Here is a 14,838-nt window from a genome sequence, read left to right on the forward strand (position 1 = left end):
CGTCCGAGGATCATACAGGGCGCGGGAATGCAGATACAGGCACCACAGGGACACTTGCTTGCAAACTGGTCTCCCCCGCCGCTTCCTCCCGCCGGGCTGACGCTGGAAGGCAAGCGCATCCGGCTGGAACCGCTGGAGGCGGATGACCACGCCGCCGATCTGTTCGCCGCCTTTTCCGGCCATGATGCCTTGTGGGATTACATGCCCTATGGCCCGTTCTCCTCGGCCTCGGCCTATCACCGCTGGGTAAAGGATCATCAGGGCCGCAACGACCCTGTGTTCTTTGCCCTGCGCGACGCCACCACAGGCCATGCCGTCGGCGTCACCTCTTACCTGCGCATCTCACCCGAGGCGGGCAGCATAGAGGTCGGCCACATCTGCCTGTCACCTGCGCTGCAACGCACACCCGCCGCCACCGAGGCGATGTATCTGATGATGGACTGGGCCTTTGCTGCCGGATATCGGCGTTATGAATGGAAATGCAACGCTTTGAACCTGCCGTCGCGCAGCGCGGCGCAGCGGCTTGGCTTCAGCTATGAAGGTATTTTCCGTAACCACATGGTCAGCAAGGGACGCAACCGCGATACCGCATGGCTTTCCGTGATCGACAGCGAATGGCCTGCCCTGCGCGAAGCGTTTGCCGCATGGCTGTCCCCGGTAAATTTTGACGCAACGGGCAAGCAACGCGAACGCCTGTCCGATCTGTCCCGGTTGGTGCGCGCTGCGTCTGATCCCGGCGTCTAACACTGTCAGAAGGCCGCGCTGTCGCCCAGACGGCGCTGCACAAGGCTGCGCAACCGCGCGACACCCTCATCCCCCCGCGCAGCCGCCCCGGCCGCTTCAGCCAGATCCGTGTCTCCCGCGCTGCGCGCAATGCCGGCAACAAAGCGCGCCAGATAGCCCCGCGCCGCGGCATCCGGGGCGGCTGCCAGCAATGCCGCCGCATGGACCAGATCATCGCGCAGGGCCAAAGGGTCAGCTGCAACGTTGAACGGATCGTCGTCATCGCGGACGGTGGGGGCAAAGCGTCCCGGCACATGGCGCAAAATCGCCCGTTGAAATGCACCAAGGCTGTGAAGCGGTTTTTCCAAAAACCCTTTGGCCCCCGCCGCCAGCGCCAGCGCCCGCCCGTCCGGGTCCCCCGACAGGCCCAGAACCACCTGCACCCGCCCCGAGTTGCCCAGATCCCGGATCAGCCGATCACCGCGCCCGTCGGGCAAGCCCAGATCAACAATCACCACATCCGGGCAATAGGTGCGCAGATGTGCCCACGCTTTTGCAATCGACTCCGCACGCCGCAACCGCGCGCCAGAACGCTGGCATATCAGCCGCAACGCATCAGAGGCAAAGCGGCTGTCTTCAACCAGCAGAATCGTGATGCCCGCCAAGGGCAGTGCTCCCACCTCCGGGGCTGCAACCCCACGGGGCAGAAAGGCTGGCCGCGTGGCGGTTTCCAGTCGGTTTGACACAGGCATGGCGATCCCCCAGCATGAAAGCGGCAAGATCAATCTGACGTCAGAATCGACTAACAACCCGTTAAACACAGGCAAGGCTCTGCGAAATTCCCCCCTGCGACGGATCGGCCCCTTGCCTCACACCGCGCCCCCGCCCATAACCTCGCCAACTCGCCCGAAGGAGACACCCATGATCGGCCGCCTGAACCATGTTGCCATCGCCGTGCCAGACCTTGCCGCCACCACCGCCCAATACGCAGGCACGCTGGGCGCGTCGGTGCGCCCGGCGCAAGATGAACCCGACCACGGTGTCACGGTGGTCTTTATCGACCTGCCCAACACCAAGATCGAACTGCTGTATCCCTTGGGCGAAAACTCTCCCATTCAAGGCTTTCTCGACAAGAACCCCGCAGGCGGTATCCACCACATCTGCTATGAGGTCGAAGACATCCTCGCCGCGCGTGATACGCTCAAAGCCTCTGGCGCGCGCGTGCTGGGAACGGGCGAGCCGAAGATCGGCGCACATGGCAAGCCGGTGCTGTTCCTGCACCCCAAAGACTTCAACGGCTGCCTGATCGAGTTGGAACAGATATGACCATCACCGCTGCTGCCGTCCTGTTCGCCGTTGTATGGTTCATGGTGTTCTTCATCGTGCTGCCGCTGCGCCTGACCACCCAAGGCGACGCCGGCGTCGTTGTGCCGGGCACACCGCGCGGCGCACCGCTTGATGAAATGGTCGGCCGCAAGGCCAAGGTAACCACGCTGTTCGCCATCATCGTCTGGGGCATTCTGGCCGCGATCATCACCTCGGGCGTCATTTCAGTACGGGATTTCGACTGGATGGGCCGGATGCCCCCAGTATCCTCCACCCCAGTATCCTCCACCCCAGTATCCGCCACCCCATGATCCGCGCGCTGAACTCGGCCAGCGACCGCGCTGCCGTGGCAGACATGCTGACCCGCGCGCAAGACTACTACCAGCTGTGGAAGGGCCACGCCCCCGGCCCGGTCGAAGTGGAGGAGGTGTTCACAGCCACCCCACCCGGTTGCGACCCTGCCGCCTCACACCGCCTTGGCCTTTTTGTCGACGGCACCCTGTCAGGTGTCGCCGAACTCTCCTTCGGCTTCCCTGCCCCCTCAGATGCTTACCTCGGCCTGATGATCCTTGCTTCACAGGCGCGCAGCCAAGGCCACGGCGCGGCTTTCCTTGCCCAGATCGAATCCCTCGCCCGTAACGCGCAGGCCCAACGGCTCTACCTTGCCGTGCTGGGGGCCAACCCGCGCGGCGCGGCGTTCTGGGCGCGCATGGGTTTCGTGCCCACGGGCCTGTCGCGCCATGACGCACAGACCGGGCACACCATTCACCGTTTGCTCAAAGCACTCTGACGGCTCGCCAAGGCCACGCCACCCAATATCAGCGCTGACGCCGCCCAGAACCGCCAACCCACGGCCTCCCCCATCACCAAAGCCCCGCCCAGCGCCGCCAGCATCGGCACGGTCAGCTGTGCCACACCCGCCCGCGCCGCACCCAATTCAGGCACCACCCGGTACCAAAGCGCATAGCCAAGGCCCGAAGTGACCGCCCCCGACAGCACCGCCAGCCACAGGCCCGCCACGCTCATCTGCATCTGCCCCACCAGCAGCGCCACCGCGATCACCACCGGGACCGACAGCACAAAGTTCCATGCCGTCGCCCCCAGCGCATCGGTAGCCCCGCGCCCGGCCAGCGAATAAATCCCCCAGCCAAAGCCCGCGCAGGCCATCGCGACAGCGCCCGCCACCGGCACCTCTGCCCCGCCCGGCGCGACCAGCCCAACCAACCCGGCAAAGGCAAGCCCCGCCCCCAGCCAGCGCCGCCCCGGCACCACCTCACGAGACAACACAGCCCCCGCAAACATCGTCACCTGAACCGCGCCGAACAGGATCAGCGCGCCCACCCCGGCCCCCAGCGCCAGATAGGCGACCGAGAACCCGACCAGATAGACCACCAACCCGAACACCCCTGGCAACCGCCCGCGCCACCCTGCCCAGACAGCCCCGCCGCGCAATCCCACCAGCAGTGCCAGCATCACCGCCCCGGCCACGACACGCACGGCAGCAAAGGCCAACGGGTCCATTGCCCCCGCCCCCACCGCCATCCGGTTCAGCACCGAATTGGCCGCGAAAGCCAGCATCGCCAGCGCCGTCCATCCCAGCAAACGCACACCGCTCATGGCTTGCTGCTTCCCCAAATACTCCCCGCGCGGAGCGCATCTGCCCTATCCAACCCACACCGCCCCGGACATCCCGCGCAACGCATTGCCCACCCATAGCCGCACCCTTGGCAGATCTTCCGCCATCAGCACCTCCTCGGGACAACCCGTCTCTGCCCGCAGCACCCCTGGCAACAGCCCGCTGCGCAAGGGCGGAGTCCGCACCCCCGCGCCGCGATCGAAAAACAGCGTGGTGATCGTGCCGTCACAGACCTCTCCCCGCTCATTGAGAAACACCAGCTCGTCCAGACCCGCAGGCAACCCTGCCCGCGCCCGGTCATAAACCGCGCGCCGGGTCGATTTCACCCCAAGCCACGGATCACCCGAAAACAACCGCTCCGCCGCCAGCCCCAACCGCCACTGTCCAAGCGCAGGCGGCACCGCGCCCACCTCAACCTCGACCACTCCGGCACAGTCCAGCGTCAGCCGCAGCCGCGCTGCCTGCCCCGCTGGCCCCGCAACAGATAGCGCAGGCACCGCCCAGCCCAGCGCCACAGCCCCCGCCGTCAGCCGTGCGACATGCAGCGGCCAGCGCGGCACGCAGGCCCCGTCCCAAAGCATCGTCTCAATCAGCTTCAGTCCCGGCGTGTCAGCCCCGTCGCGTAGCGTGCTTTCCACAGCGCCTCCTCCCATTCGCCGTCTTCGGTGGAATCGTAGACCACGCCCCCACCCACATTCAGCCGCACCTCGCCATCCGGCCAGACCCGCAAAGTGCGAATGGCAACAGACCAGCACTGGTCACCATCCGGCCCGGCCCAGCCAACCGCCCCGCAATAGACCCCGCGCGGCTCGTCTTCGACCTCATGGATAATCTCCATCGCGCGGATTTTCGGCGCGCCCGTGACAGACCCACACGGAAACAGCGCCGCCATCAGCCCCGGCAGGCCCGCACCGGGCAACAACCGGCCCTGCACGCGGCTGCTCATCTGATGCACCGTCGCGAAACTTTCCACCGCGAACAGTTCCGGCACCTTGACCGATCCCACCTCTGACATCCGGGCAATATCGTTGCGTAGCAGGTCCACGATCATCAGGTTTTCGGCCCGCGCCTTGTCGCTGGCGTGCAACTCCCCGGCCAGCCACGCATCTTCCACCGGGTCATCAGACCGGGGCGCCGTGCCCTTCATCGGGCGACTTTCAATCACTCCGCCCCCCACGCGAAAGAACAACTCGGGGCTGCGTGACACCACCACCGGCCCCACGCCCAGATCGACAAAGGCTCCGAACCCTACCGGTTGCCCGACCCGCAGCGCGCCATAAAGCCCCAGCGCGGTGCCGCCCAGCAGCTTTGATGCCATCGGAAAGGTCAGGTTGATCTGGTAGCAATCCCCTGCGGCGATATAGTCCTGCACCCGCTCGAACGCCGCCGCATAGGCCTCGCGCGCAACGCAGGGCACCAAAGGCTCCAGCGCCACGCCGCGGCCCTCCTCGGCCGCGCGGGCAAACATCGCACTTGGCTCCTCGGGCGCGTCAAACGCCGCAAGACACACCAGCGGCCCGCGCCGGCCCGTGGGCATCAGCGCCGCCAGTTTCGGCTCCAGCGCATAGCCCGCCTCATAGGCGATATAGCCCGCAATCCACGCGCCCTGCACACGCGCCGCTTCGGCGGCGGCAATACATGCCGCGACCTCATCGGCCTCATGCGCCACGAACACCCGCTGCGGGCGCAGAAACGCAACGCCTTGCCCTCCCGGCCCATGTTCAATGACAATCATCGCCCGAAATCCGCCAGTTACACCGCATCTGCATCTAGCACGCAGCCCCCCACCGGAACAGGCCGCAAGCGACCCCTTCGCAAAGGGTTGCGCCTTGCCGCACAACCCCCTAAACCCCCGTCAATTTGCGCAGACCGCACGAATCCGCGACCCGGTGTTACCGGGGCCCGCGATCAGCCATGGACAGGGGCCACCGATATGCCGAAAAGAACCGACATCAAATCCATCATGATCATCGGTGCGGGCCCCATTGTCATCGGTCAAGCGTGTGAATTCGACTACTCAGGCGCACAGGCCTGCAAAGCGCTGCGCGAAGAAGGCTACCGCGTCATTCTGGTAAACTCCAACCCGGCCACAATCATGACCGATCCGGGGCTGGCCGATGCGACCTATATCGAACCGATCACGCCCGAAGTCGTCGCCAAGATCATCGAAAAAGAACGTCCCGACGCGCTTCTGCCCACCATGGGCGGCCAGACCGGGCTGAACACAGCGCTGGCGCTTGCAGATCTGGGAATATTGGAAAAGTTCAACGTTGAACTGATCGGCGCCAAGCGCGAAGCCATTGAAATGGCAGAAGACCGCAAGCTGTTCCGCGAAGCGATGGACCGGATCGGGCTGGAAAACCCCAAGGCCACCATCATCGCCGCCCCCAAACTGCCCAACGGCAAATACGACATCAACGCCGCGATCCGCGAAGCCATCGACACCCTCGACTACGTCGGCCTGCCCGCCATCATCCGCCCCGCCTTCACCTTGGGCGGCACCGGCGGCGGCGTCGCCTACAACCGCGATGATTACGAGGCGATCTGCCGTTCGGGGCTGGAAGCCTCGCCCATGGCCCAGATCCTCGTCGACGAATCCCTCCTCGGCTGGAAAGAGTTCGAGATGGAGGTGGTGCGCGATACCGCCGACAACGCCATCATCGTCTGCGCCATCGAAAACATCGACCCGATGGGCGTCCACACCGGCGATTCCATCACCGTGGCCCCCGCACTGACGCTGACTGATAAGGAATACCAGATCATGCGCAACGGCTCGATCGCCGTGCTGCGCGAAATCGGGGTCGAAACCGGTGGCTCCAACGTGCAATGGGCGATCAACCCCGCCGATGGCCGCATGGTCGTCATCGAAATGAACCCCCGCGTCTCGCGCTCCTCGGCGCTGGCCTCCAAGGCCACCGGCTTCCCTATTGCGAAAATCGCCGCCAAACTGGCGGTCGGCTACACGCTGGACGAGCTGGACAACGACATCACCAAAGTCACCCCGGCGTCGTTTGAACCCTCCATCGACTATGTCGTGACGAAAATCCCGCGCTTTGCCTTCGAGAAATTCCCCGGTTCGGAAAACAACCTCACGACCGCAATGAAATCGGTGGGCGAGGTTATGGCGATTGGCCGCACCATCCACGAATCGATGCAAAAGGCGCTGGCCAGCCTGGAAACCGGCCTCACCGGCTTTGACGAAATCGCCATTCCGGGTGGTCCCGACCGAGCCGCCATCTCCAAGGCGCTGTCGCTGCAAACCCCCGACCGCCTGCGCGTCATCGCGCAAGCCATGCGCGACGGCTTTACCAACGACCAGATCAACGCCATCACCTCGTTCGACCCATGGTTCCTCGCGCGCATCCGCGAAATCATCGACGCCGAGGCGCAAATCCGCCACGACGGCCTGCCGCTCGACGCCACCGGCTTGCGCAAACTGAAAATGATGGGCTTCACCGACGCCCGTCTGGCCACCCTCACCGGCCGGGATGAGGCGCAAATCAGACGCGCCCGCGTGCGCCTCGGCGTCACCGCCGTCTTCAAACGCATCGACACCTGCGCCGCCGAATTTGAGGCGCAAACCCCCTACATGTATTCCACCTACGAATCCCCGGTCATGGGTGACGTGGAATGCGAGGCCCGGCCATCAGCCGCCAAAAAGGTCGTCATCCTCGGCGGCGGTCCCAACCGCATCGGCCAAGGGATAGAGTTCGACTACTGCTGCTGCCACGCCTGCTACGCGCTCACCGATGCGGGCTATGAGACGATCATGGTCAACTGCAACCCCGAGACCGTCTCCACTGATTACGACACCTCCGACCGCCTGTATTTCGAGCCGCTCACGCTGGAACACGTCCTCGAAATCCTCCGCGTGGAACAAGACAACGGCACCCTGCACGGTGTCATCGTGCAATTCGGCGGCCAGACCCCGCTGAAACTGGCACAGGCGCTTGCGAACGAAGGCATCCCGATCCTCGGCACCACCCCCGACGCCATCGACCTTGCCGAAGACCGCGAGCGGTTCCAGCAACTCCTGAACACTCTCAACCTGAAACAACCCATCAACGGCACGGCGCGTTCGCGTGACGAGGCCTTCGCTGTGGCTAAACAGGTCGGCTATCCGCTGGTGATCCGCCCCTCCTTCGTGCTGGGTGGCCGCGCGATGGAAATCATTCGCGACGATGCCCAGCTGGAGCGGTATATCCGTGAAGCCGTGCAAGTGTCCGGCAACAACCCGGTCCTACTCGACAGCTACCTGTCCGGCGCGATTGAGGTTGATGTGGATGCCCTCTCTGACGGGCACAACGTCCATGTTGCGGGAATCATGGAACATATCGAAGAGGCCGGCGTGCATTCGGGCGACTCCGCCTGCTGCCTGCCCCCCCACTCGCTCTCCGCCGACACCATTGCGGAACTCAAGACCCAGACCGTCGCCATGGCCCGCGCGCTGAACGTGGTGGGCCTGATGAACGTGCAATTCGCGATCAAGGACGGCACCATCTATGTGCTGGAGGTGAACCCCCGCGCCTCGCGCACCGTGCCCTTCGTCGCCAAAGCCACCGACTCTGCCATCGCCGCCATCGCCGCCCGCCTGATGGCCGGCGAGCCAATGTCGAACTTCCCGCTGCGCGCGCCTTACGCCTCAGGCGTCGGCCCCGATACTGACCTGCCGCTGGCCAACCCCTTCACCCTCGCCGACCCGATCACCCCGTGGTTCAGCGTGAAAGAGGCGGTGCTGCCCTTCGCCCGCTTCCCCGGTGTCGACCCGATGCTCGGGCCTGAAATGCGCTCCACCGGCGAGGTCATGGGCTGGGACCGCACCTTTGCACTGGCCTTCCTCAAGGCGCAAATGGGCGCAGGCACCATCCTGCCAGAACAGGGCCGCGTCTTCCTCTCCGTGAAGGACATGGACAAAACGGAAAGCCTGGCCAGCGCCGCCCGCGACCTCGTGACCATGGGGTTCGAGATCGTCGCCACCAAAGGCACCGCCATATGGCTGGCATCGGTCGGCGTGACCACCACCCCCGTCGCCAAAGTCTATGAAGGCCGCCCCAACATCGTGGACCGCCTGAAAAACAACGACATAGCCCTCGTCCTGAACACCACCGAAGGCACCCAAGCCATCAACGACAGCCGCGATATTCGGCGCGTGGCCCTGATGGACAAGATCCCGTATTTTACGACCGCAGCGGCGAGCATCGCAGCGGTCGCGGCGATGAAGGCACGCGGTGAGGGGTATGGGGTGCGGACGTTGCAGGGGTGAGGCTAGATTCTCGTGTAAGCTGGCTAATGTTTTGATTTCGCAAACGAGGATCGTTAATGTGCAAAACGTAGAACAAATTTTGGAATAAACTAGATGCTCAAATCTTGCCGCAGAGGATTTTCTTCAGTTGGGTCGCTTTTTTCTAAGAACCTTCCATTTCTAATTTTCATATGCGCCGCCGCTCTTTGGGTGATTTGGGCGCTGTTTTCACAATTTATCTTTGGAAAAATATTCGATGATGAGCGCTTTGAAGTAATTGGACAGTGGGGAGACTCTTTTGGTGCACTGAACGCGCTTATTTCAATTTTTGGTTTTACAATGGTTGTTCAGACTTTGACAGAACAACGAAAAGCGTCTGCTAGACAAGCAGAAGATACACACATCCAACGTTTTGATGAGAATTTTTTTGAGTTGCTGCGCTTGATGCGAATTGTGCGAGAGGAAGTTACGTTTTCTTACTCACCCGGCTACCTCAAAGCTAGAAACTTAAATCGAAACCCAAAGTTAACTGCTGCTCCAAGGACGGGCAGAAAAGCGTTTGTTGCATCTGTTTTGGAATTCAACCACTGGGCAAAACTGTCTAATTCGCCAAAGCAAACAAGCCAGACGCTATCGATAATTTACTTATCCCGCATACACAACAGAAGTGAAAGCACGCTAGCTCCATACTTCCGGCTAGTTTACACTATTTTGGGAAAGTTGCGTGATGATACAATTCTGTCTGACGCACAGAAGGCTGAATATGGAAACATTCTGCGCAGTCAACTCACAAGTACTGAAATAAAGCTCATCGCAATAAATGGCCTTGCTCCAATTTCAAAAGATATGCGTGACTTGATTGTCCAATTTCGATTACTTAAGTATCTGCCTCTTGGTAAGACCCGAAAGCTACTTTGTGAGATGTACCCGCCAGAGGCGTTTCTGGCTAGAGAAAGCTGAATTTGCTAAGAGTCTATCTGAATAACCATATTTGTTCAGATTTCTTTTCATCGTTCTGAGTTACTCAAAGTTCAGGCCGTAAGGAATTTTAAGTGGTGTTTGTGTAATCTTTGTTAAACTAATTCAGTCTCCACACAAGGCCGCGCCCGACCTCGGGATGACGCGGCCACGCCAGTTCTAGGCACCTTATTCATCCCCCCACCTCCCCCGAAGTTCTAGGCGCACCCGTTGCAACGCGCCCTCCCGGGGGGAGGTCCACTCTCGGCGATTGTAAAGACAATCGCCTGTCGAGCGGTGGGGCGCGGCCCGGCGGCGTTAAAGCGCCTTGATTCCGGGCCAAGAGAAGAAGACGTAGGGCGGATCATCCCCGCGCCTGCGAGTGAAACAACTTACCACAAGCCCCCTACTCCCCCCGCCCCGCCCGCCGCAGATCCGCCTCCAACGCCGCCCGGTCGCGCCGCGCCCGCTCCTCCAAGCCCGCCACCTCCTCCTCCGTGCGGTAGGGCGCAGAATAATCCACCGCCTCCGGCCCCTTGATCACCCCCGCCAGACGGGCATGCATAAAGGTAGACAGCACCTCGGCCATGCGTGTCGTGTGCCCGGCCCCCATGCTGCGGAAAAACCGCAGCACGTCGGCCTGCACCCACAGCGTCAGCTTGACCTTGCGGCCAGCGCCCACACCTTGCGCGATGGCGTGCCACTCCTCGGGCACGGCCTCCGCGCCGCGTGCGGACCCGTGCAGCGCGCGTTCCAGACTGCGCAGCCCCTCGGCCATCCGGTGATAGCTGGCGTTACGATTATCGTCCCCTTTTGTCATGGCGCACCTCCGCCGCCAGACTGCATCACAACCGCCGCAAAACGGGTAAACAGCCCGCGCGCTGACGTCATGACGCAGGCCATACGCAAGCCATACCCGAACCCTATAAAAACCAGACCCTTGACTTCTGCCACAAAAACCCTCATTTCCCCCCTATCCGAAGCCCGTGCCGCGTGAGCACCGAAAGGCCCGGATACAGGTTCCCACCATCACGCAGGGGCGCCGACGGCGCGCACGGTCTCCCAAATTGTTGGGGGGCGAGGACCGCCTGCTTTTTGTTTGATGGAACGACCCAAATGACCACTTTTGCCGATCTTGGCCTCAGCGACAAGCTGCTGAAAGCCCTTGAGAAAACCAACCTTCAGACGCCGACGCCCATTCAGGCGCAGGCGATCCCCTATATCATGCAGGGCCGCGACCTGATGGGTCTGGCCCAGACCGGCACCGGTAAAACGGCAGCCTTCGGTCTGCCGCTCTTGCACCGCTTGCTCGATATCGGCCACCCGCCTGGCCCAAAGAACGTGCGCGCCCTGATCCTTGCGCCGACGCGGGAATTAACCTTGCAAATCAAGGACAACCTTGAAGTCTTCACCAAAGGCACGCCCGTAAAAGTGACGATGGTTGTGGGCGGAGCATCGCTGTTTCGGCAGGCGCAAGCCCTGTCCAAAGGCACCGATGTTCTGGTCGCCACCCCCGGTCGTCTGATCGACCTGCTGGAGCGCGGCGATGTAAAGCTCGACCAGTGCGGCTATCTGGTGCTGGACGAGGCCGACCACATGCTCGACATGGGCTTCATCCATTCCTTGCGTAAAATCGCCAAGCACATTCCGCTGAAACGCCAGACCCTTCTGTTCAGCGCGACGATGCCAAAGGATATCTCAGAGATTGCAGACACTTACCTGCGCGACCCGATCCGTGTTCAGGTCACCACCGCAGGCAAAACCGCCGACAAGGTGACGCAAGGCGTGCACTTCCTGCCCAACGGCGACAAGGCCCGCGTGCTGGAGGATTACCTCAAGAAGCACCCGACCGAACAGGCGCTGGTCTTTGGTCGCACCAAGCACGGCTCGGAAAAGCTGATGAAACTGCTGGCGGGCTGGGGATTCAAGGCCGGGTCCATCCACGGCAACAAATCGCAGTCGCAACGCGACCGCACCCTGACCGAATTCCGCAATGGCGAGTTGGATGTGCTGGTGGCAACCGATGTCGCCGCGCGCGGTATCGACATTCCGACCGTGCGCCATGTCTATAACTTTGACATGCCCAACGTTCCGGAAAACTATGTCCACCGCATCGGCCGCACCGCGCGCGCCGGGGCCGAGGGAACGTCGGTCAGCTTCTGCGCACCCGCTGAAATGGGCGAATTGCAAGCGATTGAAAAGCTGCTGAAAAAGCCTCTGCCGATCCTTGGCGGTGCGCCTTGGGCGGCTGATATCGTGGCGGCGGCACCCAAGCCCGGTCAGAACCGCGGCCAACGCCCTGCCCGTCCGCAAGGTGGCCGCCCACAAGGCGCAAAACCTGCTGGATCAAAGCCGCAGCAGGCACGTCCGGCCGCCAAGCCAAAGCCCATGGGTGGCGGCAACGCACCGCGCCGGGCTGAAGGTGGCAAGCCAGCGGGACAGCGCCGGACTAGCTGACCTCATCTTCAAGGTTCAGCTTCATTTCCAGCAGAACCTGCTGAATAGCCAACGTCTCGCGCAGCATCCGCTTTGCCTCGTTGACCGTGATAACGCCGTCGCTGATGGCGGCGTTATACTCGCTCATCAACATGGCAAAGCGCTGCGCGAGCACCACCACATCCTGATTAACGCCCTTTGAGGTCGCATTGCGCTTTTCTCCATCGTAGGAAAGCGTGATCCCGCGCAGATCAGCTAAGGCTGAGGTCACATGCGGGAACCGCGACCCGGCCTCAAGCTGGGCCACTACGTCGATCGGCATGAAACGATCATCATGTTCGTTGGAATCCGAGTAGTAGCGCCCAAGGGTCGCTTTTGACTTACCCGTCAACTTGCAAGCAGCCTCAATCCCAACATCCTTGACCAAGGCTTCGCTGTGCTTTTTTAGATAGGTTTCAACCGACATGTCACATACTCCTTCATCTCCCAGCACGGGGAAATCACCCATGCTTTTCCCATTAATGATAAAGTAAGAGATTGTCATAGATAAAGATGTTCTGGGTGTTTTCCGGAATAGTAGTGAGTTGCCGATGTCCCCAGCATCGGTTTGGGTGGGGGTCCGTCGTGCTTTTGTCCCGCAGGGGGTGGCTGCAAGGCCATGCGGCGGGCCCGTCATTGGTGTCAGTTCCGGGCAACCGGTGGTTATGTAACATGATGGCCTGCCGCGCCCCTACCTGTTGTTTTATCTATCCGCCCGTCGCTGAAACAGCGCGGGTCACGCTTGCGGGGCGCTGACGGAATCGGATAGGGCCTCTGCCATGGCAAAACTGTACTTCAACTACTCCACCATGAACGCAGGCAAATCGACCCTGCTGCTGCAGGCCGCACATAACTATCGCGAGCGTGGGATGGAAACCTATCTGATCACCGCGCAATTCGACAATCGCGCAGGTGAAGGGCGTATTGCCAGCCGGATCGGCATAGGCGACCCCGCCGATACCTTTGCCGCAGGCGAGGATATGCTTGCCAAACTGCGCGCCCGCCTTGCGCTTGGCCCGGTATCCTGTGTCTTCATTGACGAGGCGCAGTTCCTGACCAAAGAGCAAGTGTGGCAACTGGCCTGCGCGGTGGATGATCTGGGCATTCCCGTCATGTGCTACGGGTTGCGGGTCGATTTTCAAGGCCAGTTATTTCCGGGGTCGGCAGCACTTCTGGCCTGGGCGGATGAAATGCGCGAAGTACGCACGATCTGCCATTGCGGCAAGAAGGCCACGATGGTGGTGCGCAAAGGCCCTGACGGGCAGGCGCTGCGAGACGGGGATCAGGTGGTGATCGGCGGGAATGAAACCTATGTCAGCCTGTGCCGTAGACATTGGCGCGAGGCGGTCGGCGATTGAGTGCCCACCCATCAGGCCTCTCAACCCCATTTGCTGGCGCCAACCAGAAAGACCGTCAGGCCTGAGGCGCGACCGGTTCGCCCGCCTTGGCGCGCAGGGCGATCATGCTGCCCGCCGCAGCGATCAGCACCATCCCAACCATGGCCATCGGCATAAGCATCTCGCCCCACAGAACCCACGACCAAAAGGCCGAGGCTGGCAGGATAACATACTCCATCACCGACGCACGCCCCGCATCTGTGATCTGATACGCGCGGATCATCATACCCACCCCCAGCAGCGACCCGGCTGCCTGCACAAAGGTCCACCACAGGAATGGCATGGTTGGCGCCACATAGCCACGCATCAAAAAGCCGTCTGGTCCCGATGGGGAAACCAGCGGCAATATGGTTAACGCCACCATACCGATGGCACCGAACAGGCCGAGCATGCCAAAGAAACCGGCAACCAGCGTTTCCGCGCTTTCCTTTGGGCACCACTCACGGGTGGCAACATTTCCCAGCGCGTAAAGTGCCCCGGCCAGAACCGGCAGAATGGCAGCCGCCGACGCGCCAGACATCGCCTCGGGTCCCAGCACCAGAATAACACCGACAAAGCCAACGGCCACTGCCAGTATCCGCACCGGGCCAATCGCATGGCCATAGGCAAAGCGCGAAATCAGCAACACAAAGATCGGCGCGGTAAACAGCCCCGCTGCAACAATAGCCACCGGCAAAAACGCCAATGCGCCAAAATAGATCACCATCGCCAGCCCATGAATCAGACTGCGGGCCACGACGGCAAGCGCATTTACCGGGCGCAGACGCATGCCCAAAAGTGGCACTGCAAGCCCCAGCAAAGCCATCGCCATCAGCGTGCGGGTAAAATGGAACTGCCAAAGCCCATGCTCTTGCGCAATCACCCGCACATAATTGTCGGTAAAGCCGATCAGCATGGCATACCCGCAAATCAGCCCTGTGGCGGCGAGTGTTCTGTCCTGTGTCACGGGGGGCATGGCGGGATCCTTCTTCTTTCCCATCTTGAAGTCTGTCCACTGCCATCCAGCGCGCCCAAAAACGACATTTGCCACACATTATAGGCAAGGCTGGAGGCATCCTGATCTGATGGCGGGTGATTGTGGC

General features: G+C 61.8%; 15 protein-coding genes. 8 read left to right on the top strand and 7 right to left on the bottom strand.

From position 1 onward, the window contains the following. Positions 1 to 27: 27 nt before the first annotated feature. Positions 28 to 744 (top strand): GNAT family N-acetyltransferase, encoded by a 717-nt coding sequence (locus Q8K08_RS07425; RefSeq protein ID WP_305249648.1) that lies wholly within the window; start codon positions 28 to 30, stop codon positions 742 to 744. Between the two features lie 5 nt (positions 745 to 749). On the opposite strand, the gene Q8K08_RS07430 is transcribed toward Q8K08_RS07425, so the two are convergent. Then, positions 750 to 1,475: a response regulator gene (locus Q8K08_RS07430; protein WP_304804602.1), complete on the bottom strand. Its 726-nt coding sequence runs from the start codon at positions 1,473 to 1,475 to the stop codon at positions 750 to 752. 169 nt (positions 1,476 to 1,644) lie between these two features. On the opposite strand from Q8K08_RS07430, the gene mce reads away from it, so the two are divergent. The 3 genes from mce to Q8K08_RS07445 are packed head-to-tail and all read left to right on the top strand — an operon-like array spanning position 1,645 to position 2,839. Continuing rightward, positions 1,645 to 2,049 carry a methylmalonyl-CoA epimerase gene (mce, locus tag Q8K08_RS07435; protein WP_305249650.1) on the top strand — a complete coding sequence of 135 codons (405 nt, stop codon included), beginning with the start codon at positions 1,645 to 1,647 and terminating at the stop codon, positions 2,047 to 2,049. Continuing rightward, complete coding sequence (locus Q8K08_RS07440) at positions 2,046 to 2,360, top strand: DUF1467 family protein (RefSeq protein ID WP_305249651.1); 315 nt, start codon at positions 2,046 to 2,048, stop codon at positions 2,358 to 2,360. Before mce ends, Q8K08_RS07440 begins: the two co-directional genes overlap by 4 nt. Next, on the top strand, positions 2,357 to 2,839 hold the full coding sequence (locus tag Q8K08_RS07445; RefSeq protein ID WP_305249652.1) for a GNAT family N-acetyltransferase: 483 nt from the start codon (positions 2,357 to 2,359) through the stop codon (positions 2,837 to 2,839). The genes Q8K08_RS07440 and Q8K08_RS07445 overlap by 4 nt, the downstream gene beginning before the upstream one ends. On the opposite strand, the gene Q8K08_RS07450 is transcribed toward Q8K08_RS07445, so the two are convergent. The 3 genes from Q8K08_RS07450 to Q8K08_RS07460 are packed head-to-tail and all read right to left on the bottom strand — an operon-like array spanning position 2,815 to position 5,420. Continuing rightward, complete coding sequence (locus Q8K08_RS07450; RefSeq protein WP_304804609.1) at positions 2,815 to 3,666, bottom strand: DMT family transporter; 852 nt, start codon at positions 3,664 to 3,666, stop codon at positions 2,815 to 2,817. The genes Q8K08_RS07445 and Q8K08_RS07450 overlap by 25 nt on opposite strands. A gap of 45 nt (positions 3,667 to 3,711) precedes the next feature. Further along, positions 3,712 to 4,323, bottom strand: coding sequence for an aminotransferase class IV (locus Q8K08_RS07455; RefSeq protein WP_304804611.1), 612 nt, complete (start codon positions 4,321 to 4,323; stop codon positions 3,712 to 3,714). Then, positions 4,281 to 5,420, bottom strand: coding sequence for an aminodeoxychorismate synthase component I (locus tag Q8K08_RS07460; protein ID WP_305249653.1), 1,140 nt, complete (start codon positions 5,418 to 5,420; stop codon positions 4,281 to 4,283). The genes Q8K08_RS07455 and Q8K08_RS07460 overlap by 43 nt, the downstream gene beginning before the upstream one ends. Before the next feature lie 198 nt (positions 5,421 to 5,618). Here Q8K08_RS07460 and carB point away from each other — a divergent pair, with 198 nt between their 5' ends. Together carB and Q8K08_RS07470 are read left to right on the top strand one after the other, a co-directional pair. After that, complete coding sequence (carB, locus tag Q8K08_RS07465) at positions 5,619 to 8,948, top strand: carbamoyl-phosphate synthase large subunit (RefSeq protein ID WP_305249654.1); 3,330 nt, start codon at positions 5,619 to 5,621, stop codon at positions 8,946 to 8,948. Positions 8,949 to 9,041: 93 nt separating this feature from the next. Further along, complete coding sequence (locus Q8K08_RS07470) at positions 9,042 to 9,887, top strand: putative phage abortive infection protein (protein ID WP_305249655.1); 846 nt, start codon at positions 9,042 to 9,044, stop codon at positions 9,885 to 9,887. Between the two features lie 403 nt (positions 9,888 to 10,290). Here Q8K08_RS07470 and Q8K08_RS07475 read toward each other — a convergent pair whose 3' ends face one another. Further along, positions 10,291 to 10,704: a BrnA antitoxin family protein gene (locus Q8K08_RS07475; protein WP_305249656.1), complete on the bottom strand. Its 414-nt coding sequence runs from the start codon at positions 10,702 to 10,704 to the stop codon at positions 10,291 to 10,293. 296 nt (positions 10,705 to 11,000) lie between these two features. Between Q8K08_RS07475 and Q8K08_RS07480 the strand changes: the two genes are divergently transcribed. After that, positions 11,001 to 12,341, top strand: coding sequence for a DEAD/DEAH box helicase (locus Q8K08_RS07480; protein ID WP_304802405.1), 1,341 nt, complete (start codon positions 11,001 to 11,003; stop codon positions 12,339 to 12,341). Here the strand turns inward: Q8K08_RS07480 and Q8K08_RS07485 are convergent. Next, complete coding sequence (locus Q8K08_RS07485) at positions 12,334 to 12,828, bottom strand: hypothetical protein (RefSeq protein WP_370870529.1); 495 nt, start codon at positions 12,826 to 12,828, stop codon at positions 12,334 to 12,336. The two genes, Q8K08_RS07480 and Q8K08_RS07485, sit on opposite strands and share 8 nt — an antisense overlap. Positions 12,829 to 13,138: 310 nt before the next feature. Here Q8K08_RS07485 and Q8K08_RS07490 point away from each other — a divergent pair, with 310 nt between their 5' ends. Continuing rightward, positions 13,139 to 13,717 (top strand): thymidine kinase, encoded by a 579-nt coding sequence (locus Q8K08_RS07490; RefSeq protein WP_305249657.1) that lies wholly within the window; start codon positions 13,139 to 13,141, stop codon positions 13,715 to 13,717. Positions 13,718 to 13,772: 55 nt separating this feature from the next. On the opposite strand, the gene Q8K08_RS07495 is transcribed toward Q8K08_RS07490, so the two are convergent. Further along, entirely contained in the window at positions 13,773 to 14,711 is a 939-nt protein-coding gene (locus Q8K08_RS07495; protein ID WP_305249658.1) for a DMT family transporter, read from the bottom strand. Between the last annotated feature and the right edge of the window lie 127 nt (positions 14,712 to 14,838).

Source organism: Pseudotabrizicola sp. (assembly GCF_030684215.1).
Classification (GTDB): domain Bacteria; phylum Pseudomonadota; class Alphaproteobacteria; order Rhodobacterales; family Rhodobacteraceae; genus Pseudotabrizicola.